This window comes from Streptomyces sp. NPDC030820, from assembly GCF_055572075.1.
The window spans coordinates 21,433-43,961 of the sequence record NZ_JBVIEB010000028.1 but is presented as its reverse complement, the minus strand read 5'-3'; the positions used below and the strand labels follow the sequence as shown (position 1 = coordinate 43,961).

The window sequence follows — 22,529 nt, the reverse complement described above, 5'->3', positions numbered from 1 at the left end:
AGGAGACCGATCATGATGAGAATGCGGATCGCCGGTGGCTTGCTGGCCGTCGCCACGCTGACGGCGGCCACGGCCTGCTCGACCTCGGACCAGCCCACCCACGCCACGGGCACGACCGCGGCCGCGGCATCGCCTGCGGCCATGGCATCGACAAGCCCCACCGAAACCCTCAAGCCGCTGCTCCAGCAGGCCCTTCCGAATGTGAAGGGCAAGACGTTCACCTCGGCGATCGTCGACTTCCCGCCCAACGCAAGCGCGCTGCCGCACCGGCACGGCCAGGCCTTCGTCTACGCCTACGTCCTCGAAGGCACCGTGCGCAGCCAGCTCGAGGGCAAGCCCGTGCGTACCTACCACCAGGGCGAGAACTGGGTCGAGCCGCCAGGTGCCCACCATGTCCTCGCCGAGAACACCAGCTCGACGACACGGGCCAAGCTCCTGGTCGTCTTCGTCTCCAACACCGGAGCCAAGCTCAAGGTCGACGACCCGGCGTCGTAGCCCGGTGGGCGCGCAGCGGGCGGCACCGCGGCGCGCAGCACCCGGCTACTTCTCCGAGACCGACCGTGCACCCCTCCGCCTGACCGAGGCGATCACATGCGTGCCGGACGGACACGCCAGCGACGAGGACTTCAACGCAGCCGCGGCCGTACTCACCGTAGACCAGGTCTCGGCGATCGCCTGGCTGGTAACCGTGATGAACGCCTTCAACCGTGTCGCGATCACCAGTAGGTCTGTCTTGATCTTGGTGTTGTGTGTGTCCTGGTGGGCAGGGGTTGGTGGCAGGTGGTGCAAATGCCGGTCCAGCACCTCAAGACGTCCTGGAGGGCGTCGAGTATCTGGTAGAAGGAGAGCCTTGGCCGGGCGCTTTTGGGGCCAGACGCTGTTCGGTGAGGAAGGCATGGGCTGCGGTCACGAGGGTGACGTAGTGGTGCCAGCCCGGCCAGGAACGGCCTTCGAAGTGGTCCAGGCCGAGGCCGTGCTTGAGTTCTCGGTAGTCGTGTTCGATGCGCCAGCGGACTTTGGCCAGGCGGACCAGGCCGGCGATCGGGGTGTCTGCCGGCAGGCTGGATAGCCAGTATCGGTGGGAGTCTCGGCCTCTTCTGGCCACTCCACAAGCAGCCAGCAGTCGGGCAGGATGCCGTCCCACCAGCCCTGCTCGGAGGATGCAGCGGCTTTGATCGGACGCTCGACGGCCTTGCCGGCGGGGCGGACGCGCACGGCGGCGACGCGGGACCGCAACTCCCCGCGCGTGCCCTGCCGCCAGGCGATGGTGGTGAACGCCTGCGGCTCGAGTCCGGCGGTCAGGGCCGCCACCGACGGTGCGGGCTGTCGATAGCGAGGCTGGGGCCGGTAGCCGATGGGTCCGTTGCGGTCCGGCGTCTCGGGCTCCGCGTCGAAGGGGTGGGCGGTCACATCCGCGCGGACGGCCAGCACGTAGTCGATTCCGCGGTCCGTCAGGGCGGCGCGCAGGTGTGCGTTGGTGCCGTAGGCGGCGTCGGCCACGACGACCGGCGGATTCATTCCCCAGTCGGCCAGCGTGTCGAGCATGTCCAGTACCAGCCGCCACTTCTCGCGGTGTCTGACCTCGGTCGGGCCGCGGGCGGCAGTCCTGCGGTCGTTGTCCGCTTCCCATTCCTGAGGCAGCAACAGCCGCCACTGCAACGGGCATGAGGCGGTGTCGGTCGCGGCGTGGACGCTGACCGCGACCTGGCAGTTGGCGCGTTTGCCCAGGGCCCCGCAGTACTGCGGGGCCACAGCGACCGACATTCTTCCGTCCTTGGGCACCGACACGTCGTCGATCACCCAGGCCGTCGGGGCGATGAGCGGCAGCATGCGTTCGCAGATCCGACGCTGCACCGGCACGGGATCCCAGGTGGACTGGTTCACGAACTGCTGGAGGTTCTGCTCGTTGCCGTCCGGCAGCCGAGCGGCCATGGCCTGGATCGACTTGCGGCGGCCGTCCAGCATCAGTCCCCGCAGGTAGCAGTCGCCCTTGGCCCGCTGGTCCTTGCGCGGCACCGAGGCGAACACATCAGCCACGTATAACGCCAACCTGGCCCGTACACGCTTCACTTCGTGTGCATCCACACATCCAACGTGCCCAGGAACAGCCCGACCCGGAAGACGACCTAACGGAGTCCTACTATGGCACGGCACGTCGGCAATGCTCTGGCGGTGAGGTTCGCCATGCGAGTACTCACCGTTGACCGGTCGGGTCCGTATGCGGGTTGCGTGCGGCGAGGACCGTGAACAGGGTGGCGATAACGGCAAGGGCGCCGTATCCGAGCGCGATCTGTGGTAGTGAAAAGGCGTTCGAGAGCTGGCCGAAGATGAGGCTGATCAAGGCGGCGCCGCTGTAGCAGAGGAGGTAGACCGCGCTGAAGATCGGCGCCCTGTCGGCCAGGGCGCTGCCGTGCAGCAGGCCGCGGGTGGCGGCGCTCACGGCGATGCCTTGACCGACGCCGGTGACGATGGTTGCAGCGATGAACAACGGCAGTGTGCCGATGGCAATGGCTGTGATGATGCCGATCCATCCGATCAGGACGATGATCATGCCGATGCGTTGGGCTGCCGCTGGTGTGAACCGGCCGCCGATGGGAGCGCCGAGAACGCTGGGGGCCATGTAGCAGGCAAACACCAGTCCGAGGATGAGCGGGCTGCGGGTATGGAGTTGATCTTCGACCAGTGCGGGCATGAAGGACTGGTAGAAAGCCCCGGTCGCATAGGCGGTCACGAACACCACGGCCGCGACAGGGAGCAGACGCCTGACCCGAGCCGGTACGCGGACCCGGGGCCGCAGTGATCGCCAAGCGCCCGGCGTCGGCTTCGCGGTCTCCGGGCTGACGACGATGAGTGCGGCAGACAGTACGAGGAGACCGGCGCAAACCAGGTAGATGAGCTCGCGTGGCCAGGGGGCGAACTGGACCAGGGCGCCGGCGGCGATGGCGCCGAGGGTGAGGCCGAGCATGGGTCCCTGGCTGGACGCGACGGAGGCCAACCATGCCGGCCTGGTGGGCGCGGCGTCGACGATGTAGGAGGTGAGGCTGCTGCTGGCCAACCCCGTACCGACGCCCATCAGGAGCCGACCGGCCAGCAGAGTGCCGATGTCGTGCACGTTCAGCAGCAGCAGACAGCCCAGCAGGAGCAGACCGAGGCTAGCGATCGCGGTGCGCCGTCGGCCCAGATGATTGGACAGCCTTCCCAGCACCAACAGTGCGGCGATAATGCCGACGGAGTAGGTGACGAAGGCCAGCGAGATGCCGGCGTTGGTGAACCCGTCCTCGGCCCGGTAGGTGTTGAACAGGGGGATCGGCGCGGCCGACGCGGCAAACGAGGCCACCAGGGAGACGATCCCAGATGAGAATGCCAGCCGGAGCGTTCTGCCCTGGCGAGGCCGGTTGATCACTGGTGACACATCTGCGTCGTCGAGAGGGGACGCATTCAGTCGCGACATGACGGATCAACCTCCGGTAGCTGTGCGAGTAGTCGCCGAGCCCAGGCCGGGCCGAACTTTTTGGGCTTGGCAACCCAGTTCTCAGGGGTAACACCATCCAAGACTGGGCTGTCAAGCCCAGTCTGCGGTGTCGTGTGACGTATGGAGGCCACGACGGGAACACGGGTTCCTCGCAAGCTCACGGACAAGGATCAGGCGACGCGCGCCCGGCATGCCGCGGTACTCATCTGCGCGAAGGGTGTCCACGCGACCAACAACGAGCAGCTCCGTCGCGCGGCCGGCGTCAGCGGGCCGCAGCTGAACCACTACTTCCCGACGAAGGAGAGTCCGGTCCTGGCCGTGATCGCCCGGCCTGCATGTGGACGCCGTGCGGCGCTGGCGCAAGCGGTTCGCCGCCGACGGCCTGGCCGCGCTGGAGGACCGGCCCCGGCCTGGTCGCTCCCGCCGTTACGGCCCCGACGTGCACCTGGCCATCGTCGCCACCGTCACCTCCGCCCGGCCCGCCACCAACAGCCACTGGACTCGCCGCGCCATCGCCCATCGCCTGAACGCCATCGGGATCTCAGCGTCCCAGGTCGGACGGATCCTGGCCGGCCTCGACCTCAAACCGCACCTGGTACGTGGGTGGCTCACTTGCCCGGACGATCCGAACTGCTACACCAAGGCCGCCGAGGCCTGCGCCCTCTATCCGCACTGCCCGCCCCACTCCGTCGTGCACAGCGTGGATGAGAAGACCGCGATGCAGGCTTGCTCCCGCCGCCATCCGACCCGCCCGGTGAAGCCTGGCCAGTTCGAGCGGCGCGAGTTCGAGTACCGACGCCACGGCACCGCCTGCATCATCGCGGCCCTGGACGTGCACACCGGTCAGGTCCTGGTCGAAGACATCGTCCGCAACGACTCGGCCACCTTCATCAGCTTCCTGCGGATGCTCGACCAGTCCATCGACCCGAAGCTCACGATCCACCTGGTCCTCGACAACGGGTCGTCCCATGCCCCGAAGGCGACCCGGGCCTGGCTGGCAGCACACCCGAGGTTCGCCGTCCACCACACACCCAAACACGCCTCGTGGCTCAACCAAGTCGAGATCTTCTTCTCGATCCTGGCCCGCCGACTGCCGCGGCGCGGTGAGTTCACCTCGCGCCAGGACCTCATCGACCAGATCTGCGAGTTCACTCTCGCCTACGACGATGAGACCCGACCGTTCCGCTGGACCTACGACGGAACCCCGCTCAAAGCCGCATGGCCCTCGCAAGATCAATGCGCTGCTGCACTAGCCGCCAGCGGCCTCACGCCATGATCCCCACCGGATCGGGGAAGAGCCGGTTTTGTTTTTGTCTGGCGCCGCGTCGGTCAGTCGGCGGACGGCAGAAAGCTGAAAGTGTCGGGGTCGACCGGGCGGTTCTGTCTGGGAAGGCCCGCGACGACGAGCAGATACGACTCGGTCACGAGGTTGTCCACAAGCGCCTGCTCGATATCCGCACCAGGTCTGATGGTGATCCAGTGCTTCTTGTCCATGTGGTAGCCGCGAGAAATGCTCGTGTGCGACGCGCGGAGAGTGTCCGCATCTGAGGGATCGGCTTTGAGGATCACGACCGGCTCCCCAGGCATCGATGTCTGCAGCATGAACACCTTGCCACCGACTTTCCACACCTCCCAGTCGCCGGTGAACCGGTGCGTGTGCTCTGAACGCGGGAGCTCTGCGGCGCACGCGGCCGCGCGGTTCTGGACTGTCCTGTCTGCGCGCATCTTGCCTCCTCGAGGTCGGTAGGGGTCGACTGCCCGGCGTCCGTCGAGGAGAGGTGCGGGTGCCGGACAGTCGAGTTGCGCAGAACCGAGCAGGCGCGCCGTTCGCGCACCCGCTCAGTTCGTCACATGTGGGTGAAGATCTTCTCGGCGTCGAAGCGCGAGACCGGCTGGCGAGAGACGCGCGTCTCGTCCGGGTACCCGAGCACGACGAGCAGCGTCGTGGTGAAGTCGGTGTCGGTGAGGCCGAACGCTTCGTCGATCGTCGCGCGGTCGAACCCTTCCAGCGGGGTGGCGTCGACTCCGAGAGAAGCGGCGGCCATCATGGTCGCGCCGACCACGAGGTACGTGTTCTTCTCCAGCCAGTGGAGCACGTCGCCGCCATAGTTCTCCGACTGGATCTCCACGAAGTTGGACGCTCCAGCCTCCCATCCCTTCTGGATCTCCGGGTCCGCGAAGCGACCGTCCGCGCGCTCCTTCGCGAAGATCTCCTGCAAGTGCTCGTCGGGAATCGTCTTGCGGGTCGTGAACACGATCGCGTGCGACGCGTTCCGCACTTTCTCCGCGTTGTCCGCGAAGCGGCCGACGAGAGCGTCCGCAAGCTTGTCCTTGCCGGCCTGCGACTCCAGCACATGGAAGTGGTTCGGCTGGATGTTGATCGTCGTCGGCGACGTGCGTAGGTAGCGCAGCAGGAGCTGGAAGGTCTCCTCCGGGATCTTCTTGTTCGGGTCGAAGTAGCGGGTGAGGTGCTTGGTGATCAGATTGTCGAGATCCATGGTTGGCTTTCGTTTCGTTGTCAGAGAGATCGGGGCAGGAGGCGGTTTCTGGGCGTTGGAGTCACGTCAGTACGTGGTGAACATCGCTTTCATTGGGGCGACCTCCGTGCCAGTCGATGCGGTCGCGGCGTCGTTGGTTACGCGCCTGCACCGGGGATGTCGACGACGGTTTCGTTGACGTTGTTGAGGTAGTTCGTGAGCAGCGTGACGACCACGACGGTGACGATCGCCTGGATCTCGGGGTCCGTGTACCCGGCTTCGCGGACCGCGGCGATGTCCTTGTCGCCCACCTGACCGCGGGTCTCGATCACCTGCTGGGAGAAGCGAGCGACGGCGGCACGCTTGGGATCGGTGGAGCCGCCGGTGCGGGCCAGCTCGATCTCCTCGGTGGACATGCCTCCGAGGTTCGCGGAGATGTATCCGTGCAGCGCCGAGCAGTAGTCGCAGTTGTTGGAATGGGACGTGGCCAGCGCGATCGTGTGGCGGGTCTTCGCGTCGAGGAGCTTCGCGATGCTGCCCTGCAGGCCCATCACGATCTCGAGGACAGTCGGGTTGGCGGCGAGCGTGGTGAACATGCCCGGAGCGAAGCCGAACTGCTTGGCGATGGCGTCGAGCGTGCCTTGCGTCTTGGCGTCGATGTCGGTGAGCTGGGGCGTGGTGAGACGAGACATGGTGGTGGTCCTCCGGCCGGTATCAGTCTGGGCTGTTTAGCCCACCCACAATGAACACGACTCGGATTGGGCTGTCAAGCCCAATCTGCGGGGTAGGGTGGTGACATGCAGATGAACGATGGATCGCGTGATCTTCGCGGGCGCACGGGCAAGGGGCTGGCGACGCGAGGTCGCATCCTCGAGCACGCCGCGGAATTGATCTACACGCAGGGGGTCCACGCGACGAACAACGAGCTGGTGCGAAGAGCAGCGGGGGTCAGCGGCTCGCAGTTGAGTCACTACTTCGCGAACAAGGAGAGCCTGGTGCGCGCCGTCATCGACTGGCAGGCCGAGAGCGTGCTCGGCTTCCACCGAAGCGAACGGTTCGCCGGCTTCGACACGATCGAGGCGTACCAGGAGTGGGCGGACTTCTTCGTCGTCTCCGGTCGCCCGTTCGAGAACGGCTGCAGCCTCGGATCCCTCGCGAGCGAGATCGTCAAGACCGATCTGGATGTCCGCGACGACCTCACCCGCGTCTTCGCCGAATGGCGGGACATCTTCCGAGCGGGACTCGAGCGGATGCAATATGACGGACGAATCGACGCGTCGGCGGATCCGGCGCAACTCGCACACATGCTGATCGCCGCCTACCAGGGAGGCAGCCTACTCGCGCAGATCGCCCGCGACATAGCGCCTTTGCGTGACGCGCTGTATGCCGCGGTCGAGCATCTTCGCGCGTACACAACGTCAGACGACGTCGTGTGAACCTGATACGAAGCCCGGGCCTCTTGTTCCAGGGATCTATCAGGAATCTGGCTCTGGCTCGTAGTCGGTGGTGACGCTGGGTGTCCGTCAGGGCAGGAGGATGCGGTGGCGGAGGAGGCCGAATCCGGCGCGTCCGTGCATCTGTCTCATGATTCTCTTGGTGCGGGTGTTGGCATCTTCGGTGCGGCCGTTGTGGTAGGGCAATGTGAGGCCGGCATCTACAGCGTGCCGGTCGATTTCGAGGCCGTTGGTAAGGCTGCGCAGGTGGGGCAGGTCCACGGCGCGGGCGGTGGTGATCCACTCGGTAAACCACGGCCCGGGCCCGCGAACTACGCGACCAGATTGACCACTTGACCGCCGTCCTGGCCGAGACCGAAGCGCGACTTGCAGACCTGGCCACCACCCGGAAGGTCATTGCCGAACGCGTCCCGCCCGGGACCAAGCCCGATCCGCCCGAGACGAACACCGCTTACCAGGCCATCGTGAACGCCTTCAACCAGCACCCCGGCCGGGCATTCCGAGCCCGCGAGCTGCACGAACTCCTCGGCATGCCCACCGACGAGGCGACCGTCAACGTCACCCGCAGCCGCCTCGGACGCCTCGCCCGACAAGGCTTCCTCGCCCAACCCGGACGAGTCCGCTACCAGAAGCGGACTTAACGTCCACTAAAGCACGGCCTACTGTATCCGTAGCACGGCTCCCGTACCGGGCTCGGGCGGGTGTCCACCAGGGTGGGCGCATGTCGGGCACACAGTATGGGCCGTCTCCCACGGGGCGCGACGTGGACCCGGGGCCTGACGAGGTCAGACAACGACCCGGGCTTCTGGGACCGGAGCGCCTATTCTGGGAATACAACGGATACAGCCTCTACGGAGATCTCCCGCAAGAAGAGCGCGAGGGTAGGCCTCGTCCCGGGAATCAGGCGCACTCGGAGGTACCGTCCCCCGAACGTCCCTCCGCGATTCACCGCTGGCGACATCGCCATCGGCACCTGTGATCCACGAGACGTCTTAGGTGGCACGGTAGGTGGGTGGCCAGAAAGACCAAAACCGCCGTTGATCGTCTACTCCCCCCTCTCCGGACGATTGGCTCCCCTTCTCGACGTAGGTGGTGCGCCCGTCGTGAGTGAACACCTGTGTTGCCCCGTCGGTGTAGGTGAATGGTGCCCTCGTCGCCGCTTCCGCGATGTCGGCTGCATTGATGCGGTCGCCGTGGCCTACCGCAGGCGTCTCGGTCCTAGACATGACAGGCTCCGATCGGGAGGTGTGTCGCCCAGGCGCGGGCAGGTGCAACGTTGACCACGTCAGACCCAGGGCTTCGCGCTGCTCGCACTGTCGAACCCTGCCGACCAGCGCCGCAGCACGGGATCACCGCTGATGGTTGTCGAACGATGCTTCGCCCTCCTGATGTGGACGTAATCGTCCTGTTCAGTCGCCCCAAGCAGTGGCCCACCCATCGGGGCTACAGGGTGGAGCGCGCGGCGGCGAGCAGCGGTTGCAGGACACGAATGAGAAGCAAGAAGTCCAAGCCTGTACAGGACTTCCCCGTCATGGACAGGGTGGGGCCGGTGTCGCGCGCCGATGTATCGGGGCTGTGGCCGGGCAAGGCTCGACACGGCGTACCCCGAATCAGCAAGCAACGAAGGAACACCGCATGACCGAGCCAACCGAACGGCCCCGCTACGCCATCGAGTACCCCGACGAGGCCGGACACCCCAATGGGAAAGGCACCCTCAGTCAGGACCAGGCCGTCCGCATCGACGAGGTGATCGATCATCCCCACGCCCCCGCGTTCGACTTCCACGTCGTCAACGACGAGAAAACCGGCATCTACGAGGCCATCGCCGGCGACACCGAGATCGCCGGCCTGCCCTACAACGTCGCCGGCGACGACCGACTCGTGCTCATGGCCACCTCAGTGTTCCCCGAGTACCGCAGACAGGGCATCGCCACCGAGCTGATCCGACGCGTCCTCGACGACGTGCGCACGCGAGGAATGACGGTCACCATCATGTGTCCGATCGTGCGCACCTTCATCGAGCACAACCCCGAGTATGCGGACCTCATCGACCCTGAGCACCCGGGCGCGACCACAGGGTCGCACCAGTCCTGAACCAACCCGCTGGGCTCCGCTGACAGAAGGTGTTCGACAGTGACGACCAACATCGAGGCCGAGGCGGCCTTTCGTGAACAGAACAACGCGGCCCTCATCGCTGCTCTGGGCGAGACCGGTCTCCGTGAGGCCGAGTCCGCCTGGGAGGTCGATATCGCCAACGACGCGGAGCGCGGTCGCTGGATCGCGTCCCTCGGTCCCGAAGCGATCGCAGAACTCCCATATCGCTTCGTCGGCGGCCGCGTCGTACTGTTGACGACCTGGGTCGACCCCGCCTACCGCCACCATCGGGTAGCCACCGAGCTCATCGCTCGCGTGCTGAACGAGATCCGCGAGAGCGGAAAGAAGGTCACCATCATCTGCCCGGTTGTGGGCGAGTTTATTGCCCGCCACCCGCAATACCTCGATCTCATCGACAAGGTTCATCCGGGCTCAGGCGCCCACCCACAGCACGAACCCGCAGACGGGCCGGACCACCAGCACGGTCCCGCGGGCGGGCCGGACGACGAGAAGCAGATCGCCGCGCTCGAGCGCGACTTGATGTAGCCGTCCGTCTTTCAAACGTGCTTCGAGTCCTTCGGCGAGTCCGGATATGGTCGGCGCGGACGAGCATCGGCAGTGCCTCGACCCCCGCCGATGCCGTCGGCGCCTTCAACCCGACCGAACGGGACAAAAACGAAGACAACCATCCGGGTTCGTCCATCTGAACGCGGAGAGAACAGAGATCCCTCGTTATCTCGTGCAGGAGGTGAACGAGGGCTGTTACGGAGAGAGGTATTCAGATGAAAGCGGTTGTGGTGACGGACGGCAGGGATGAAGCTAGTGGAGCGACCCGATCCGGACACGGCGGGGCTCGCTAGCCTTGAAGGCGCGAACTGCGGCGATGTCGTCGTGGAAGTTCATGCGTCAGGATTCACTGGGACGAGCTGGAGTGGCCCTCGACCTGGATCGATCGCCTCGGCCGTGACCGCACGCCGTCAATCCCGGGCCACGAGGTGGCCGGTGTAGTCACCGCCCTCAGCTATGGAACGGCGGGGCTGTCGGTGGGACAGCGGGTGTTCGGCCTCACCGACTGGACCCGCGACGGCACCCTGGCAGAGTTTGTCGTGGTCGAGGCGCGCAACCTTGCGCCGTTGCCCGGCGACGTTGACTTCACGGTAGGTGCGGGCGTCGCGATGACTGGCCTGACCGCGTGGCAGGGGCTGTTCGAGCATGGCCACCTCGGGGCGGGGCAGAGCGTCCTTGTGCACGGCGCGGCCGGCGCCGTGGTGGATAGCGTTGGTGACCAGTTCGCTGATGAACAGCTCCGTGGTGGGCACGAGCTGCTCCAGTCCCCATTCGCTGAGTTGATGGGCGGCCAGGTGCCGGGCGGCGCTGACGACGGCCGGCTCGGTTGGCAGGTCCCAGGAGGCAATGTGGGCCGGCTTGAATGTGTGGATCCGGGCGAGGAGCAAGGCGACGTCGTCAGATGCTGCCTGAGTCGGCACGGTTTCCATCACTGAGGGGCACAAGTCTTCCAAGGACTGTTCGGGTTGTGCCAGGGCGGTGCCGAGGCGGTGCATGCCGACCTCGATGTCGTCGTCACGGGATTCGACCAGGCCGTCGGTGTAGAACGCGAGCAGGCTTCCTTCGGGCAGTTCCACTTCCACGGCGTCGAAGGGGACCAGGCCGAGGCCGAGGCCGAGTGGGGCTCCGGTGGGCAGGTCGGGGAAGGTGACCTGGCCTTGTGCGTCGACTAGGGCAGTTTACGGGCGAGCATCCGGTAGAGGTTCCCGGCGACGACGGTCAGTGTGGTGTCCAGGTCGACGTTGAGTGGGACTCCGGGGGACAGGTTGATTCGATCTTGGTCGGCGTTCAGAAAGACCACTTGAACTTCGGCGGAGCGCAGCCGTGACATGCATGCTCATCGACATCGAACGGCGTCAAGGGCCCGGGAGACGCGCCGTACCCGCCTCCCGGGACGTCGCCACGGATGGGGCCGCGACCTTGCTGAACGACAAGCCGCACAACCGCGGGGATCTGCACGCACCACGACGGTCTCGCGCGCCCGCCTCATGAGTCGGATGCCCCACTGCCGCATGGGCCCGCCGTCGAGGAGACGACCCTTCTCACGTTCGATGGGCCGTCTCAGACCGTCGCCGGCTAGCGAACCTGCAGTACGTCGACTTCGGGAGACCTCACGAAGGTCTGCACGTAGTCGATGGCTGCCTGCAACGCGTCCTTCAGCGGGGTGATGTCCCGAGCGACCTGAGCGAGGAGGCTGCCGCCTTGGAATGCGGAGAGAAGTAGATTGGCCAGCTGCGTCGGATCCGCGTCAGTGCTGATGCGGCCGAGTTGCTGCATGTGCTGGAGCCCGTCGCGGAAGATGTCCCGCCACTGATCGAACGCACTGGCGAGCTCATCGTGAACGTCAAGGTCAGTCTTGATGATCTCGCTCGCGAGGGAGCCGAGGCTACAGCCTTCCTGGTAGGCGCGCTCGTAGCCGACGTAGAAATCCGCCCACTCCCGAAACGCGTCGAGATCGTTGAAGGAGGCGAATCGCTCACTGCGATGGAATGCGAGGACGCGATCGGCCTGCCAGGCGATGACTGCCAGGACGAGACTCTCCTTGGTCGGGAAGTAGTGGTTGAGCTGTGACCCACTGACGCCGGCTGCGCGACGGAGCTGCTCGTTGTTCGTCGCGTGGACACCCTTCGTGTAGATGAGTTCCGCGGCATGCTCCAGGATCCGGGTACGCGTCGCCTGGCCCTTGTCCGTGAGCTTGCGAGGCACCCGAGCTCGTGTCGTGGCTTCCATACGTCGCACGATACCGCAGGGTGGGCTTGACAGCCCAGTCTTGGGCGGTGTTAGCTCTGAGGAGTGGGCTGACAAGCCCAAAAACGCTCGGCCTGACCTGGGCTCGGCGACTACTCGCACGCCTACCGGAGGTTGATTCGCTATGTCACGACTGAACGTTCCCTCTTCCGACGATGTCCCCGCGGGAGCGCAAGACATCCTCGACAACATCGGCGGACAGCTCGGCTTCGTCCCGAACATGTTCAAGACCATCGCGTCGAACCCGACCGTTCTTGACGCAGTCGTGACGCTGCAGAGCACCATGAGTCGCGTTCTGGACGCGAAGACGCGGCACACCATCGCGCTCGCGGTCTCGGAGGCCAACGGTTGCGCTTACTGCCTGGCGATTCACACGTACGTATCGTCCGAACTCAGCGGAATGTCGAGCGACGACATCGACCTGGCTCGCGCCGGGAGCTCGGTCGACCCCAAGCGCGCCGCAGCCGCTCGCTTCGCTCAGCGGGTGGTCGAGAGCCGCGGGCGAGTCAGCGACGCAGACCTCGCGGCTGTGCGCGGCGCGGGCTACACCGACCCGCAGATCTTGGCGATCGTCACGGTCGCAGTGCAGGCCCTGCTGACCAATTTTCTCAACAACGTCAACCAGACCGACATCGACATCCCCTCCGCCGGCTCGGTCGGTACGCCCAGTTGAGCGCCGAAACCCCAGAATGAAGATATGGCGGCCGGCCTCTACCTACCGTCGGCCGTACCGACTGAAGGGATAACCATGAAGGCAAGCGGAGTGTCCGGACCCGATGCGGACGTCGTCCTCCTGGAGGTGCCTGAGCCGTCGGCTCCTGGTGCTGGTCAGCTTCTGCTGGAGGTGGAGGCGGCTGGTGTCGGTCCGTGGGATCGGTTGCTGAACGGTGCGGGCTGGGATGTGGGGCTGCGTCCGCCAGCGGCGCTGGGTGTAGAGGGCGTGGGCCGGGTTGTGGCTGTGGGTCCTGATGTCGAGGGCTTCGCTGTCGGTGACCGGGTGCTTGCGCATGAGGCCCCGTTGCCGGGTGGCAGTGGCTTCTGGGCTGAGCGGGTGCTGATCACTGCGGCCAGTGCTGCGATCTGCCCGGCGGGGCTGGATCCGGTGCAGGCGGGGGCGCTGCCGGTTGCCGGGCTCACGGCGTACCAGTCGCTGGAGGCGCTGGGGCTCAGCCAGGGGCAACGGCTTCTGATCACCAATGGTGGTGGGGCGACCGGTGTGCTGGCGTTGCAGATTGCTGTTGCTCGGGGGATCGAGGTGACGGTGACGGCGTCCGCTTCGGCTGCTGAGCGCCTGCGTCGTCTGGGTGCGTTGGAGGTCGTCGACTACCACGGCTCGGATTGGGCGGGTCGAGTTCGTGGTGGGTTCGATGGTGCGCTGATCGCTGCTGGTGGTACGGCGCAGGCCGTGCTGTCGCTGGTGCGGGACGATGGGCGTCTGGTGTCGCTGACCTCGGACGCGCCAGAGGGAGAGCGTGGTATCACCAGCACGGACCTCTACGTCCGGCCTGATGCCGCTCAGCTAGCCCATCTGGCGGAGGCGGTTGTGGAAGGGAAGCTGAAGCAGAACGTGGAAGCGCTCCCGTTGAGTGAGGGGCCGGCCGCTTTCGCCCGGGTGTCCGCCGGGCAGGCCGGCGGCAAGAAGATCGTGCTCACCTGAGCACATCCACGACGGGGTGTCTCCCGGCCCTGACACCGCGTCATGGCACCCGCCGGACACGGTACGGCCCCGTGCGCGGCCGTACTCACCAGGCGCGGCGCACATCAGGCGGTCGACCCGGGGGCTTCCAACGCGATCGGGAAGCCCGCGCGACAGCGCAGAGCGAGCGCCGGGGCATCGGCCGGACCAGGCCATCGTCCTGTTGTGGCACTCGAAAGAGGCTGCGTCGTGACGGCCAGGAGGGCGGTGCACGCAGACGTGTTAGGAAAGGTTGACGAGCGATGGGAATGCTCACTGAGGACATGCGGCAGATCGTCACCAGCGCCAAGCTGGCGTTCGTTGCGACGGTCTGCGAGGACGGCTCTCCGAACCTCTCCCCGAAGGGGTCCGTGCGCGTCTACGACGACGATCACCTGGTATTCATGAACATGGCCTCGCCCAATACGGTGGAGAACCTGCGGCACAATCCGCGGGTTGAGGTCAACGTGATCGACTTCCTGCTCCGGCGGGGGTACCGCTTCAAGGGAACAGCCGAGATCCGCGGGAAGGGTGACCCGGTGTACGACTGGTCCCGCCAGTGGGTGCTGAACACCCACGGCGATCCCATCTACCCGTGCCACCAGGCCGTACTGATCAGGGTGGACCGGGTGCTGCGGGTGGACTCTCCCGCGTACACGTTCGGGCACGCGAACGAGGATGACCTGAAGCATGAGTGGGCCGCCAACTACGGTGTGGCATACCTTTGATGCGACATCGGGCCACCTGCCCCGCAGGGCCGGCCGCAGACCGTGGTCTGCGCCGACCGGCCGCCGAAGTGCGAGCGTCCGCTGAAGGGCTCGGCGGTGGACGCGGTCAGGGTGCAGATCCGCAAGCTTTTGCGGGAGACGCCGACGATGCCGGCGACGGTGACTGCGGAGCGGATCGGCTGGCAGCGGGGGAGGACGATCCTCAAGGAACGTGTTGTGCGTGAGCTCGGACCGGCGTGTTTGCCGGTGGACCCGGTGTCCCGGAGGACGTATCGGCCGGGCGAGCCGGCCCCGTGTGACCTGTGGTTCTCCGAGGCGGATATTCCGCTCGGCCATGGGTAGACGGGCCGGGCCGGTCTTGGTGATGGTGTCCGGCTGCTCGTGGGTGATCGCCGCGAGGATGCTGCCCGCGGCGGACCGGGACCCTGATCCCGGCCCCGGTCGGGGAACGGCTGGCGATTGCCACCGCGGAGCACAACAATTGCACCTGCTGTCCTTCCGCCCACACCTACATAGGGGCATACGTCGCCAAGGTCGACGCCGGGGGACTGGAGCGTGCCCGCCACGCGGAGTCCGCCGACCCGCATGCTGCCGCAGTGCTGGCCCTGTCCGACGCCACTGCCCGCGGCCACATCGGTGAGACGCAGCTCAGGGTTGCCCGGGCCGTGGGCGTCACCGACGCCGAGATCGCCGAGATTGCGGGCAATCTGGTGTTGAACATCCTCACGAACTACTTCAAACGTCCTCGCCGATACCGACATCGAATGGCCGGTCGTCACCCCGCTCACCGACGCCTGACCGACGCGCCCTGGCCTGGTCGGAGAGCCCCCGCCCAGGCCCGACCCACCAGGCCCGACGCGCAGCACCACCGCCTCGACCGTCGTCAGGCACTCCCAGGAATGCGAGGAAGAACATGAGCGAATCGCACGAAACCCAGACAGGAGTGCCTTACGACGTGGTCGTGCTGGGCGCAGGGCCGGCCGGTGCGAACGTCGCCGACCGCGCCCGTGCTACCGGCCTCTCCGTAGCGGTCGTGGAACGGGAACTGGTCGGCGGTGACTGCGCGTACTGGGCGTGCGTGCCCAGTAAGGCGCTGCTGCGGCCGGTCATCGCGCTCGCCGACGCGCGGCGCGTGGACGGTGCCCGGCAGGCTGTCACCGGTCGGGTCGACGCCGACGGCGTCTTCGCCCGTCGCAACCGCTCTGTCTCCGACTGGGACGACACCAGACAGGCTCTGTTCCTCAAGTCCATCGGAGCCGACCTCTTCCGTGGCCACGGCCGTCTCGACGGGCCCCGACGCGTCAGCGTCACCCGTGACGACGGCGCCCGGCAGACCCTCACTGCCAGGCACGCAGTGGCCATCGCCACCGGAAGCCGACCAGCGTTGCCCGACATCCCGGGCATCGCCGAGGCCCGTCCCTGGACGAGCCGGCAGGGCACCGAATCCAGCACCGTGCCCACTCGCCTCGCCATCATCGGCGGCGGCGGAGTCGGCATCGAGATGGCCACCCTCTGGCAGGGCCTCGGCTCCCAGGTCACCCTGCTCGCCCGGCGCCGTTTGATCCCCCGCATGGAACCCTTCGCCGGCGAAGTGGTCGCTCAGGGATTGAGAGAGTCGGGCGCGGATGTGCGGACCGGCGTCCAGGTGACCGCCCTGCGCCGCCCGGACCCCGAGGGGCCGGTCACCCTCACCCTCGACGACGGCAGCGAGCTGGAGGCCGACGAGGTCTTGTGCGCCACCGGCCGCACCCCCGCCACCGACGATATCGGCCTGGACACCATCGGCCTCACCTCCGGCTCCTGGCTCGATGTGGACACCACCTGCCTGGTGCAGGGGGTCGACGGCAACTGGCTGTACGCCCTCGGCGACGTCAACCATCGTGCCTTGCTCACCCATCAGGGCAAGTACCAGGGCCGGACGGCAGGCGACGCCATCGGCGCCCGGGCCGCCGGCCGCCCGCTGGACGACACGCCCTGGGGCGACCATGCCACCACCGCCGACCAGTACGCCGTACCGCAGGTGTTCTTCAGCGACCCCGAGGCGGCCGCAGTGGGCCTGAGCGCCGAACGGGCGGAGCGCGCCGGATACCGCATCAAGACCGTCGACCTGGACTTCAACGCCGCCCAGGGCGCCAACCTCTACGCCGACGGCTACCAGGGCCACGCCCGGCTGGTCGTCGACCTCGACCGGGAAGTCCTCCTCGGAGTGACCTTCGTCGGTCCCGGCGTCAGCGAGCTCCTGCACTCGGCAACCATCGCGGTCGCCGGCGAGATCCCGCTCAAACGGCTCAGGCACGCGATCGCCCCCTTCCCCACCGTCAGCGAGATCTGGCTCTTCCTCCTCGCCGCCTACCGGCACGATCAGGAGACGCCGTAGACCACCGCCACCTAGCACCCTCGCCTCCCAGTCCGCGCCCCTGACGCGGCCGCACGCACGGCACCGACCCCACCCGGCAACCCGACCTACTGACTACTTCGGGTTGTTGTCGGCCAATCGGTGAGGGTGAGTCCGGTGCTAGCAAGGCAGCCGTCGATCAGGGCGGGGCGGAGCTGAATGTGCGGTCACGCGACTGATCAGGCACCGGGTCCGCCGTCGAGCCCCTCGTCGATCAGCGCCGACAGGCTCGTGGTGGCCTTGGATGTGAGGCGCCTCACCTTCCCCATGAACGCCTCCCACGCGTCAGCGCTGTCGCCCAGTTCCTTCCGCAGCAGCCGAGCAACCCCAGGAGCCTGTGCCGTGCCGCCTAGCCTGCCGCTTGTACGCCGCCGGTCCTTTGACCGGCAGGAATGCTCGGCGGGTAGTCCCGAGGTGTCCCGGTCGCTGGGCCGTGTACCGCTCCGGGCAGGGAGCCGGGCCGCCACCCGCTTCGTTCCGCGCTCCGTGCGGCAGCGTGCACAGGACCCGCCCCAGCGCCAGCTCGGCCCTCCAACCGAGGCCGCACCCGCCTGACTTCGCGCTTCAGCTGTCTTCCCGGCGTGGCTGGTACTGGTTTTCCCAGGGACCGGTGCCCAGGAAAAGGCCTCCCTGTATGTCCGGGTTCTTCCCCGTGACGATGGATTCCGCAAGGCGCCTTCGAACACGAAAGCCGCCTCTGCCACCGACGTCGTCCATGCGACGCCAAAGAACCACGAATCCAGGGACAGAACATGCGTGACAACACCAAGCTGTACATCGACGGCGCCTGGCGCGAGCCTCTCGAGGGCGGGGTGGCCGAGCTGACCGATCCGGCCACCGGTGAGGTGTCCAGCCGGGTGGCGGTCGGCGATCTGGCCGACGTCGATCTGGCGGTTGCTGCGGCCCACCGGGCATTCCCCTCCTTCTCCCGCACCACTCGCGAGGAGCGCATCGAGTTGCTGGAGCGGATCGCCGACGAGTACGAGCGCCGCGCCGAGGACATGGCCCAGGCGGTCACCGCCGAGCTGGGCTGTCCGCTGCCGCTGTCCCGTGCCATGCACGTGGCCGCCGGACTGATCCAGTTCCGGGCCGCCGCCCAGGTGCTCAAGACGTTCGCGTTCACCGAGGACCGTGGCGCCACCCACATCCGCAAGGAAGCCATCGGGGTAGCGGCTCTGATCACTCCGTGGAACTTCCCCGCCCTCCAGCCGGCCGGCAAGACCGCCTCGGCGCTGGCGGCCGGCTGCACGGTCGTGCTCAAGCCGGCTCAGCTGGCTTCGTACTCGGCCGTCGTCCTGGCCGAGATCCTGGACGCCGCCGGCGTCCCCGCCGGTGTCTTCAACCTCGTGACCGGCCGCGGCTCGGTGATCGGAAACGCGCTTGCCTCGCACCCCGACGTCGCCGTCGTGTCCTTCACCGGCTCGGGTGAGGCCGCGCTCCAGGTGAACGCCGCCGCTGCCGAGAGCGCCAAGCGTGTGGCCACCGAACTCGGCGGCAAGTCGCCGCAGGTGATCATGCCGGATGCCGACCTCGACGTCGCGGTCGACACGGTGCTCACCTGGCTGATGGCCAACACCGGCCAGATCTGCAGCGCGCCGAGCCGCACCCTGGTGCCGCGCGAGCGGCTGGAGGAGTTCCTGTCGGTGCTGCTCCCGCGGGTGGAGTCGCTCCGGATCGGCGACCCGCGCGCGGAGGGCACCGACATGGGCCCGCTGATCTCCGGCGAGCAGTGGCGGACCGTCCAGCGCTATGTCCAGTCCGGCCTGGACGAAGGAGCCCACCTGGTCACAGGCGGCCTGGGCAAGCCGCAGAGCCTGGAGAACGGGCACTTCGTCAAGCCCACTGTGTTCACCGGGGTCACCAACGACATGACCATCGCCCAGGAAGAGATCTTCGGTCCGGTCATGTCGATCATCACCTACGACACGGTGGACGAGGCCGTCCAGATCGCCAACGACACCCGGTACGGCCTCGCCGGTTATGTCACCGGCAGCGATCTCGCGGACGCCGAGGAGGTCGCGTCCCGCATCGAGGCGGGCTACGTGATCATCAACAACGCCGAGTTCGACTGGACCGCCCCCTGGGGCGGCTACAAGGAGTCGGGCAACGGCCGTGAGTGGGGCCCCGACGGCTTGCGGGAGTACCTGGAGACCAAGGTCGTCCTCGGCCGCTGACGGCCGACGCCGGAATTCCACGGAGAGGGCAAGACTCTTGAACGCCACCGACACGCCGGCCGCCCTCACGAGCCGGGGGCGCCGGCACCCCACCGCACGCCACCGCCGGCTGCACCGTCCCTGGCACTTTCGGACCGTGGTCGGCGTCGTCTTCGTGGTCATGGCCGCCAGCAGCGCGCCGTCACCGCTGTACGGGCTCTACCAGCAGCAATGGCACTTCGGCACGACCGTCTCGACGATCGTCTACGCCTGCTACGCCCTCGGCGCGATCCTGACCCTGCTGCTGGCAGCGGGCCTGGCCGGGCATCTGGGCACCCAGCGGACGATCGGCGTGGCGCTGGTCACCATTGTCGTCAGCTTCCTTGTGTTCCTCCTGGCCACGGGAGCCTGGGCGCTGTGCCTGGCCCGCCTGGTCCAGGGCGTCGCGGTCGGGCTGCTCACCAGCAGCGCGGGCTCGGCACTGATGGATCTGCACCGGGACCGCAGTCACCGCGTCGCGGCGGCGGCCAACAGCGCGGCGACCTCGACCGGCATCGCGCTGGGCGCGGTGTTCTCCGGACTCGCCGTTCAGTTCGCCCCCGCACCACTGATCACCCCGTTCGTCGTGCTGGCCGTCCTGTCCATCGCTGGACTCGGACTGGTGCGGGCCATTCCCGCCTGGCAGACCGTGCCGGCACGGCCACGGCCCTGGCGACCCCGGGTGCTGCGGCTCGGTGCGGAGTCACGGGGCGTCCTGCTTCGGGTGGCGCCCATCGTGACGGCCAGTTGGGCGGTCGTCGGCCTGTACCTGGCGCTGGGGGTCGACCTGGTCGCCGGCTTGCTGCACACCACCGACAGGGCACTGTCCTCGGTGGTCATCCTCGTGGTGCAGGGCTGTGGCGGCATCGCTCCCATGCTGCTGCGCAGGCTCGGCGACCGGGCGGCGTCCGTGACGGGGTGCGCGCTGCTCACCGCCGGGGTCGGGGTGTCCGTGATCGGGTTCGACGCCGCTCACGCCGTCCTGTTCTTCATCGGTGCGGCGATCAGCGGCGCGGGCTTCGGCCTGTGCTTCATGGGGTCCACCAGCACCGTGACGGCGGCGGCGCTCGCCAGGGGCCACTCCCAGCTCCTGCCGGGGTTCTTCGCCCTGGCGTACGTGGCGGTGAGCATGCCGGTGGTCGCGCTGGGCGCCGTCGCTTCCCGGCTCGGCATCGCGCCAACCTTTTCCTGGTTCGCGCTGCTCGTGGCACCGCTCGCGGTGGCGGCAGGAGCGATCGCCGTCCACTCGGGCCGACCTCAGCCGGGCTGATCGGCCAAAGCATTGCGTAGCAGACTAATTGCAGTAGCCAGTGCCATTACGCCACATTACGGACAAATCAGTGCACAGACGCACGCACTGCATCCCCCTGATTCTCCCGAAAATCAAACGAACGAAAGGCAGTGGCATGGCCACTTGGTTCATCACTGGTGCGTCCCGCGGTTTCGGGCTGGAGATCGCCCGTCAGGCGCTGGAGCGCGGTGACAAGGTCGTGGCGACGGCCCGCAGCCCCAAGGGCGTTCAGGACGCGCTCGCCCAGTACGGGGACAACCTGCTCGCGGTCGCCCTGGACGTCACCGACGAGACACAGGCCCGTGCGGTTGTCGAGGAAGCCGTGCAGAAGTTCGGCGGGATCGATGTCCTGGTCAACAACGCGGGACGCGGTGTTCTGGGCGCCGTGGAGGAGACCACCGATGCCGCGTTCCGCTCTGTCTACGACACCAACGTCTTCGGTCTGGCCAACGTCACCCGCGCGGTGCTGCCGGTCATGCGCCGGCAGCGGTCGGGCCGCATCCTCAACCTGAGCTCCATCGGAGGCTTCCGCAGCGCGGCGGGCTTCGGCGTCTACTGCTCCACCAAGTTCGCCGTGGAGGGCCTCTCGGAGGCCATGCGTGACGAACTGGCACCGCTGGGGATCCAGGTCACGATCGTCGAGCCGGGATACTTCCGCACCGACTTCCTCGACGCCACCAGCCTGCACACGGAGGGCCAGGTCATCTCCGACTACGCCGGGACCGCGGGTGCCGTGCGCGAGGCCGTCCCGGGCCTCAACCACGCCCAGCCCGGTGACCCCGTCAAGGGGGCCACGGCCATCCTCACCCTCGCCGACGCCGCGAACCCGCCGCAGCGCGCGCAGCTCGGCAGCGACTGCGTGGCGGAGATGGACCGCAAGATCGCTCACCTCCGGGAGGAGACCGACGCCTGGCGCGAGCTGGCCCTGTCCACGGACCATGACGATGTGAAGGGCGCCGTCTGACCCGCAGCGTGACACGCATGGGTCGGACGAGTCCTCATACGAGAAGGAGGCTGCCGTGACCGAACTCGGCGAATTCCTGCGCGCGTGCCGCGCCCGCGTCAGTGCCGAGCAGTTGGGGCTGACCACGACAGGGCACCGCCGGGTGCCCGGACTGCGGCGCGAGGAACTCGCCTCGCTGGCGGGCGTCAGCGTGGACTACATCGTGCGGCTGGAACAGGGCCGCGTGAAGTCCGCCTCGCCCGCCATCCTGTACGCCCTGGCGAGAGCCCTGGAGCTGCGCCCCGACGAGGAGGAGTACCTGCTGCGGTGCGCGGCCGAAGCCGGCCTCTCCGGCGGGGCGAAGCCGACCTCGGCGAGAAACCCGCGGCTGTCACAGGCGACTCAGGTCCTCCTGGACAGCATGGTGAACGTGCCGGCACTGGTGCTCGGCCGCCGCATGGACATCCTTGCGTGGAACAGCTTGAGTTCCGCGCTGTTCACCGACTACTCCAGACTGCCGGCCAAGCGACGCAACCACATATGGCTCACCTTCCTCGACCCCGAGGTCCGGGGGCTGTACGCGAACTGGGAGCAGGTCGCCCAGGAGTGTGTCGCCTACCTCCGCATGGACGCCGGCCGCTACCCGAACGATCCCGAACTCGCCCGGCTCGTCGGGGAACTGTCTATGAAGGACCCCGACTTCCGCCGGTGGTGGTCCGACCACAAGGTGCGGTCCCAGCGGCAGGGCCGCAAGGAGTTCGTCCACCCGGTCGCCGGGGAACTGAGCCTGGACTTCCAGGTGCTGGACGTACGAGGCGCCGCGGAGCAGAGCCTGCTCGTCTACACGGCGGAACCGCACTCGCCCAGCGAGCAGGCCCTCACCTTCCTTGCGGGCTGGGCCGCCACCGAGCTGCCCGCCCGACCGGACGAGGCGGCCTCGTCCACGGGAGAACCCGCTGACGAGGCGAAGCGACGGGGCTGAGCTACCCCGTCC

General features: G+C 67.4%; 20 protein-coding genes and 5 pseudogenes. 16 read left to right on the top strand and 9 right to left on the bottom strand.

Annotated elements, in window-relative coordinates:
• The first annotated feature begins 12 nt into the window (after positions 1 to 12).
• The gene (locus ACZ418_RS41970) at positions 13 to 495 is read left to right on the top strand and encodes a cupin domain-containing protein (RefSeq protein ID WP_468373902.1); all 483 of its coding nucleotides are present in this window, start codon (positions 13 to 15) and stop codon (positions 493 to 495) included.
• Between the two features lie 310 nt (positions 496 to 805).
• Here ACZ418_RS41970 and ACZ418_RS41965 read toward each other — a convergent pair.
• Both ACZ418_RS41965 and ACZ418_RS41960 read right to left on the bottom strand, forming a co-directional pair.
• Positions 806 to 2,085 (bottom strand): annotated as a pseudogene (locus ACZ418_RS41965) (IS701 family transposase).
• A 109-nt stretch (positions 2,086 to 2,194) separates the two neighbouring features.
• Positions 2,195 to 3,337 carry an MFS transporter gene (locus tag ACZ418_RS41960; protein WP_468373899.1) on the bottom strand — a complete coding sequence of 381 codons (1,143 nt, stop codon included), beginning with the start codon at positions 3,335 to 3,337 and terminating at the stop codon, positions 2,195 to 2,197.
• A gap of 255 nt (positions 3,338 to 3,592) precedes the next feature.
• Here ACZ418_RS41960 and ACZ418_RS41955 point away from each other — a divergent pair.
• Both ACZ418_RS41955 and ACZ418_RS41950 read left to right on the top strand, forming a co-directional pair.
• A pseudogene (locus ACZ418_RS41955) lies at positions 3,593 to 3,766 on the top strand (TetR/AcrR family transcriptional regulator); the annotation flags it as partial.
• Positions 3,767 to 3,809: 43 nt separating this feature from the next.
• Positions 3,810 to 4,748, top strand: a complete 939-nt coding sequence (locus ACZ418_RS41950; protein ID WP_468373896.1) for an IS630 family transposase — start codon at positions 3,810 to 3,812, stop codon at positions 4,746 to 4,748.
• A gap of 53 nt (positions 4,749 to 4,801) precedes the next feature.
• On the opposite strand, the gene ACZ418_RS41945 is transcribed toward ACZ418_RS41950, so the two are convergent.
• The 3 genes from ACZ418_RS41945 to ACZ418_RS41935 all read right to left on the bottom strand — a co-directional run bounded on the left by ACZ418_RS41945 (position 4,802) and on the right by ACZ418_RS41935 (position 6,641).
• Complete coding sequence (locus ACZ418_RS41945; protein WP_468373893.1) at positions 4,802 to 5,197, bottom strand: MmcQ/YjbR family DNA-binding protein; 396 nt, start codon at positions 5,195 to 5,197, stop codon at positions 4,802 to 4,804.
• 122 nt (positions 5,198 to 5,319) lie between these two features.
• On the bottom strand, positions 5,320 to 5,970 hold the full coding sequence (locus ACZ418_RS41940; RefSeq protein ID WP_189908068.1) for a nitroreductase family protein: 651 nt from the start codon (positions 5,968 to 5,970) through the stop codon (positions 5,320 to 5,322).
• A gap of 137 nt (positions 5,971 to 6,107) precedes the next feature.
• Entirely contained in the window at positions 6,108 to 6,641 is a 534-nt protein-coding gene (locus ACZ418_RS41935; protein WP_468373890.1) for a carboxymuconolactone decarboxylase family protein, read from the bottom strand.
• A 105-nt stretch (positions 6,642 to 6,746) separates the two neighbouring features.
• Between ACZ418_RS41935 and ACZ418_RS41930 the strand changes: the two genes are divergently transcribed.
• Positions 6,747 to 7,385, top strand: coding sequence for a TetR/AcrR family transcriptional regulator (locus ACZ418_RS41930; protein ID WP_468373887.1), 639 nt, complete (start codon positions 6,747 to 6,749; stop codon positions 7,383 to 7,385).
• Positions 7,386 to 7,472: 87 nt separating this feature from the next.
• On the opposite strand, the pseudogene ACZ418_RS41925 reads toward ACZ418_RS41930, so the two are convergent.
• A pseudogene (locus tag ACZ418_RS41925) lies at positions 7,473 to 7,691 on the bottom strand (ISL3 family transposase); the annotation flags it as partial.
• 44 nt (positions 7,692 to 7,735) lie between these two features.
• On the opposite strand from ACZ418_RS41925, the gene ACZ418_RS41920 reads away from it, so the two are divergent.
• From ACZ418_RS41920 to ACZ418_RS41905, 4 genes and pseudogenes are all read left to right on the top strand, one after another.
• Positions 7,736 to 8,044, top strand: coding sequence for a hypothetical protein (locus ACZ418_RS41920; RefSeq protein ID WP_468373884.1), 309 nt, complete (start codon positions 7,736 to 7,738; stop codon positions 8,042 to 8,044).
• Positions 8,045 to 9,038: 994 nt separating this feature from the next.
• Positions 9,039 to 9,497 (top strand): GNAT family N-acetyltransferase, encoded by a 459-nt coding sequence (locus ACZ418_RS41915; RefSeq protein WP_468373881.1) that lies wholly within the window; start codon positions 9,039 to 9,041, stop codon positions 9,495 to 9,497.
• Positions 9,498 to 9,536: 39 nt separating this feature from the next.
• Positions 9,537 to 10,043 (top strand): GNAT family N-acetyltransferase, encoded by a 507-nt coding sequence (locus tag ACZ418_RS41910; RefSeq protein ID WP_468373878.1) that lies wholly within the window; start codon positions 9,537 to 9,539, stop codon positions 10,041 to 10,043.
• 267 nt (positions 10,044 to 10,310) lie between these two features.
• Positions 10,311 to 10,798, top strand: a pseudogene (locus tag ACZ418_RS41905) (alcohol dehydrogenase catalytic domain-containing protein); the annotation flags it as partial.
• Between the two features lie 195 nt (positions 10,799 to 10,993).
• Here the strand turns inward: ACZ418_RS41905 and ACZ418_RS41900 are convergent.
• From ACZ418_RS41900 to ACZ418_RS41890, 3 genes and pseudogenes are all read right to left on the bottom strand, one after another.
• A pseudogene (locus tag ACZ418_RS41900) lies at positions 10,994 to 11,200 on the bottom strand (SpoIIE family protein phosphatase); the annotation flags it as partial.
• A gap of 32 nt (positions 11,201 to 11,232) precedes the next feature.
• Complete coding sequence (locus tag ACZ418_RS41895) at positions 11,233 to 11,394, bottom strand: hypothetical protein (protein ID WP_468373875.1); 162 nt, start codon at positions 11,392 to 11,394, stop codon at positions 11,233 to 11,235.
• 245 nt (positions 11,395 to 11,639) lie between these two features.
• The gene (locus tag ACZ418_RS41890; protein WP_468373872.1) at positions 11,640 to 12,293 is read right to left on the bottom strand and encodes a TetR/AcrR family transcriptional regulator; all 654 of its coding nucleotides are present in this window, start codon (positions 12,291 to 12,293) and stop codon (positions 11,640 to 11,642) included.
• 142 nt (positions 12,294 to 12,435) lie between these two features.
• Here ACZ418_RS41890 and ACZ418_RS41885 point away from each other — a divergent pair, with 142 nt between their 5' ends.
• From ACZ418_RS41885 to ACZ418_RS41850, 8 genes are all read left to right on the top strand, one after another.
• A complete protein-coding gene (locus ACZ418_RS41885; protein WP_468373869.1) occupies positions 12,436 to 12,984 on the top strand; it encodes a carboxymuconolactone decarboxylase family protein in 549 nt (182 codons plus the stop codon).
• A 24-nt stretch (positions 12,985 to 13,008) separates the two neighbouring features.
• Entirely contained in the window at positions 13,009 to 13,968 is a 960-nt protein-coding gene (locus tag ACZ418_RS41880) for an NADP-dependent oxidoreductase (protein ID WP_468373866.1), read from the top strand.
• A 281-nt stretch (positions 13,969 to 14,249) separates the two neighbouring features.
• A complete protein-coding gene (locus ACZ418_RS41875) occupies positions 14,250 to 14,714 on the top strand; it encodes a pyridoxamine 5'-phosphate oxidase family protein (protein WP_468373863.1) in 465 nt (154 codons plus the stop codon).
• A gap of 913 nt (positions 14,715 to 15,627) precedes the next feature.
• The gene (locus ACZ418_RS41870; protein WP_468373860.1) at positions 15,628 to 17,091 is read left to right on the top strand and encodes a dihydrolipoyl dehydrogenase family protein; all 1,464 of its coding nucleotides are present in this window, start codon (positions 15,628 to 15,630) and stop codon (positions 17,089 to 17,091) included.
• A gap of 770 nt (positions 17,092 to 17,861) precedes the next feature.
• Positions 17,862 to 19,283, top strand: coding sequence for an aldehyde dehydrogenase family protein (locus ACZ418_RS41865; protein ID WP_468373857.1), 1,422 nt, complete (start codon positions 17,862 to 17,864; stop codon positions 19,281 to 19,283).
• 37 nt (positions 19,284 to 19,320) lie between these two features.
• On the top strand, positions 19,321 to 20,571 hold the full coding sequence (locus ACZ418_RS41860) for an MFS transporter (protein ID WP_468373854.1): 1,251 nt from the start codon (positions 19,321 to 19,323) through the stop codon (positions 20,569 to 20,571).
• Positions 20,572 to 20,707: 136 nt separating this feature from the next.
• The gene (locus tag ACZ418_RS41855; protein WP_468373852.1) at positions 20,708 to 21,556 is read left to right on the top strand and encodes an oxidoreductase; all 849 of its coding nucleotides are present in this window, start codon (positions 20,708 to 20,710) and stop codon (positions 21,554 to 21,556) included.
• Between the two features lie 55 nt (positions 21,557 to 21,611).
• The gene (locus tag ACZ418_RS41850) at positions 21,612 to 22,517 is read left to right on the top strand and encodes a helix-turn-helix domain-containing protein (protein ID WP_468373849.1); all 906 of its coding nucleotides are present in this window, start codon (positions 21,612 to 21,614) and stop codon (positions 22,515 to 22,517) included.
• Positions 22,518 to 22,529 lie beyond the last annotated feature (12 nt).

Coding starts and splice junctions, on each gene's coding strand:
- ACZ418_RS41935 (WP_468373890.1), bottom strand. CDS start 6,641: ATGTCTCGTCTCACCACGCCCCAGCTCACCGACATCGACGCCAAGACG.
- ACZ418_RS41915 (WP_468373881.1), top strand. CDS start 9,039: ATGACCGAGCCAACCGAACGGCCCCGCTACGCCATCGAGTACCCCGAC.
- ACZ418_RS41875 (WP_468373863.1), top strand. CDS start 14,250: ATGGGAATGCTCACTGAGGACATGCGGCAGATCGTCACCAGCGCCAAG.
- ACZ418_RS41970 (WP_468373902.1), top strand. CDS start 13: ATGATGAGAATGCGGATCGCCGGTGGCTTGCTGGCCGTCGCCACGCTG.
- ACZ418_RS41880 (WP_468373866.1), top strand. CDS start 13,009: ATGGCGGCCGGCCTCTACCTACCGTCGGCCGTACCGACTGAAGGGATA.
- ACZ418_RS41865 (WP_468373857.1), top strand. CDS start 17,862: ATGCGTGACAACACCAAGCTGTACATCGACGGCGCCTGGCGCGAGCCT.
- ACZ418_RS41870 (WP_468373860.1), top strand. CDS start 15,628: ATGAGCGAATCGCACGAAACCCAGACAGGAGTGCCTTACGACGTGGTC.
- ACZ418_RS41940 (WP_189908068.1), bottom strand. CDS start 5,970: ATGGATCTCGACAATCTGATCACCAAGCACCTCACCCGCTACTTCGAC.
- ACZ418_RS41890 (WP_468373872.1), bottom strand. CDS start 12,293: ATGGAAGCCACGACACGAGCTCGGGTGCCTCGCAAGCTCACGGACAAG.
- ACZ418_RS41895 (WP_468373875.1), bottom strand. CDS start 11,394: ATGTCACGGCTGCGCTCCGCCGAAGTTCAAGTGGTCTTTCTGAACGCC.
- ACZ418_RS41855 (WP_468373852.1), top strand. CDS start 20,708: ATGGCCACTTGGTTCATCACTGGTGCGTCCCGCGGTTTCGGGCTGGAG.
- ACZ418_RS41945 (WP_468373893.1), bottom strand. CDS start 5,197: ATGCGCGCAGACAGGACAGTCCAGAACCGCGCGGCCGCGTGCGCCGCA.
- ACZ418_RS41885 (WP_468373869.1), top strand. CDS start 12,436: ATGTCACGACTGAACGTTCCCTCTTCCGACGATGTCCCCGCGGGAGCG.
- ACZ418_RS41930 (WP_468373887.1), top strand. CDS start 6,747: ATGCAGATGAACGATGGATCGCGTGATCTTCGCGGGCGCACGGGCAAG.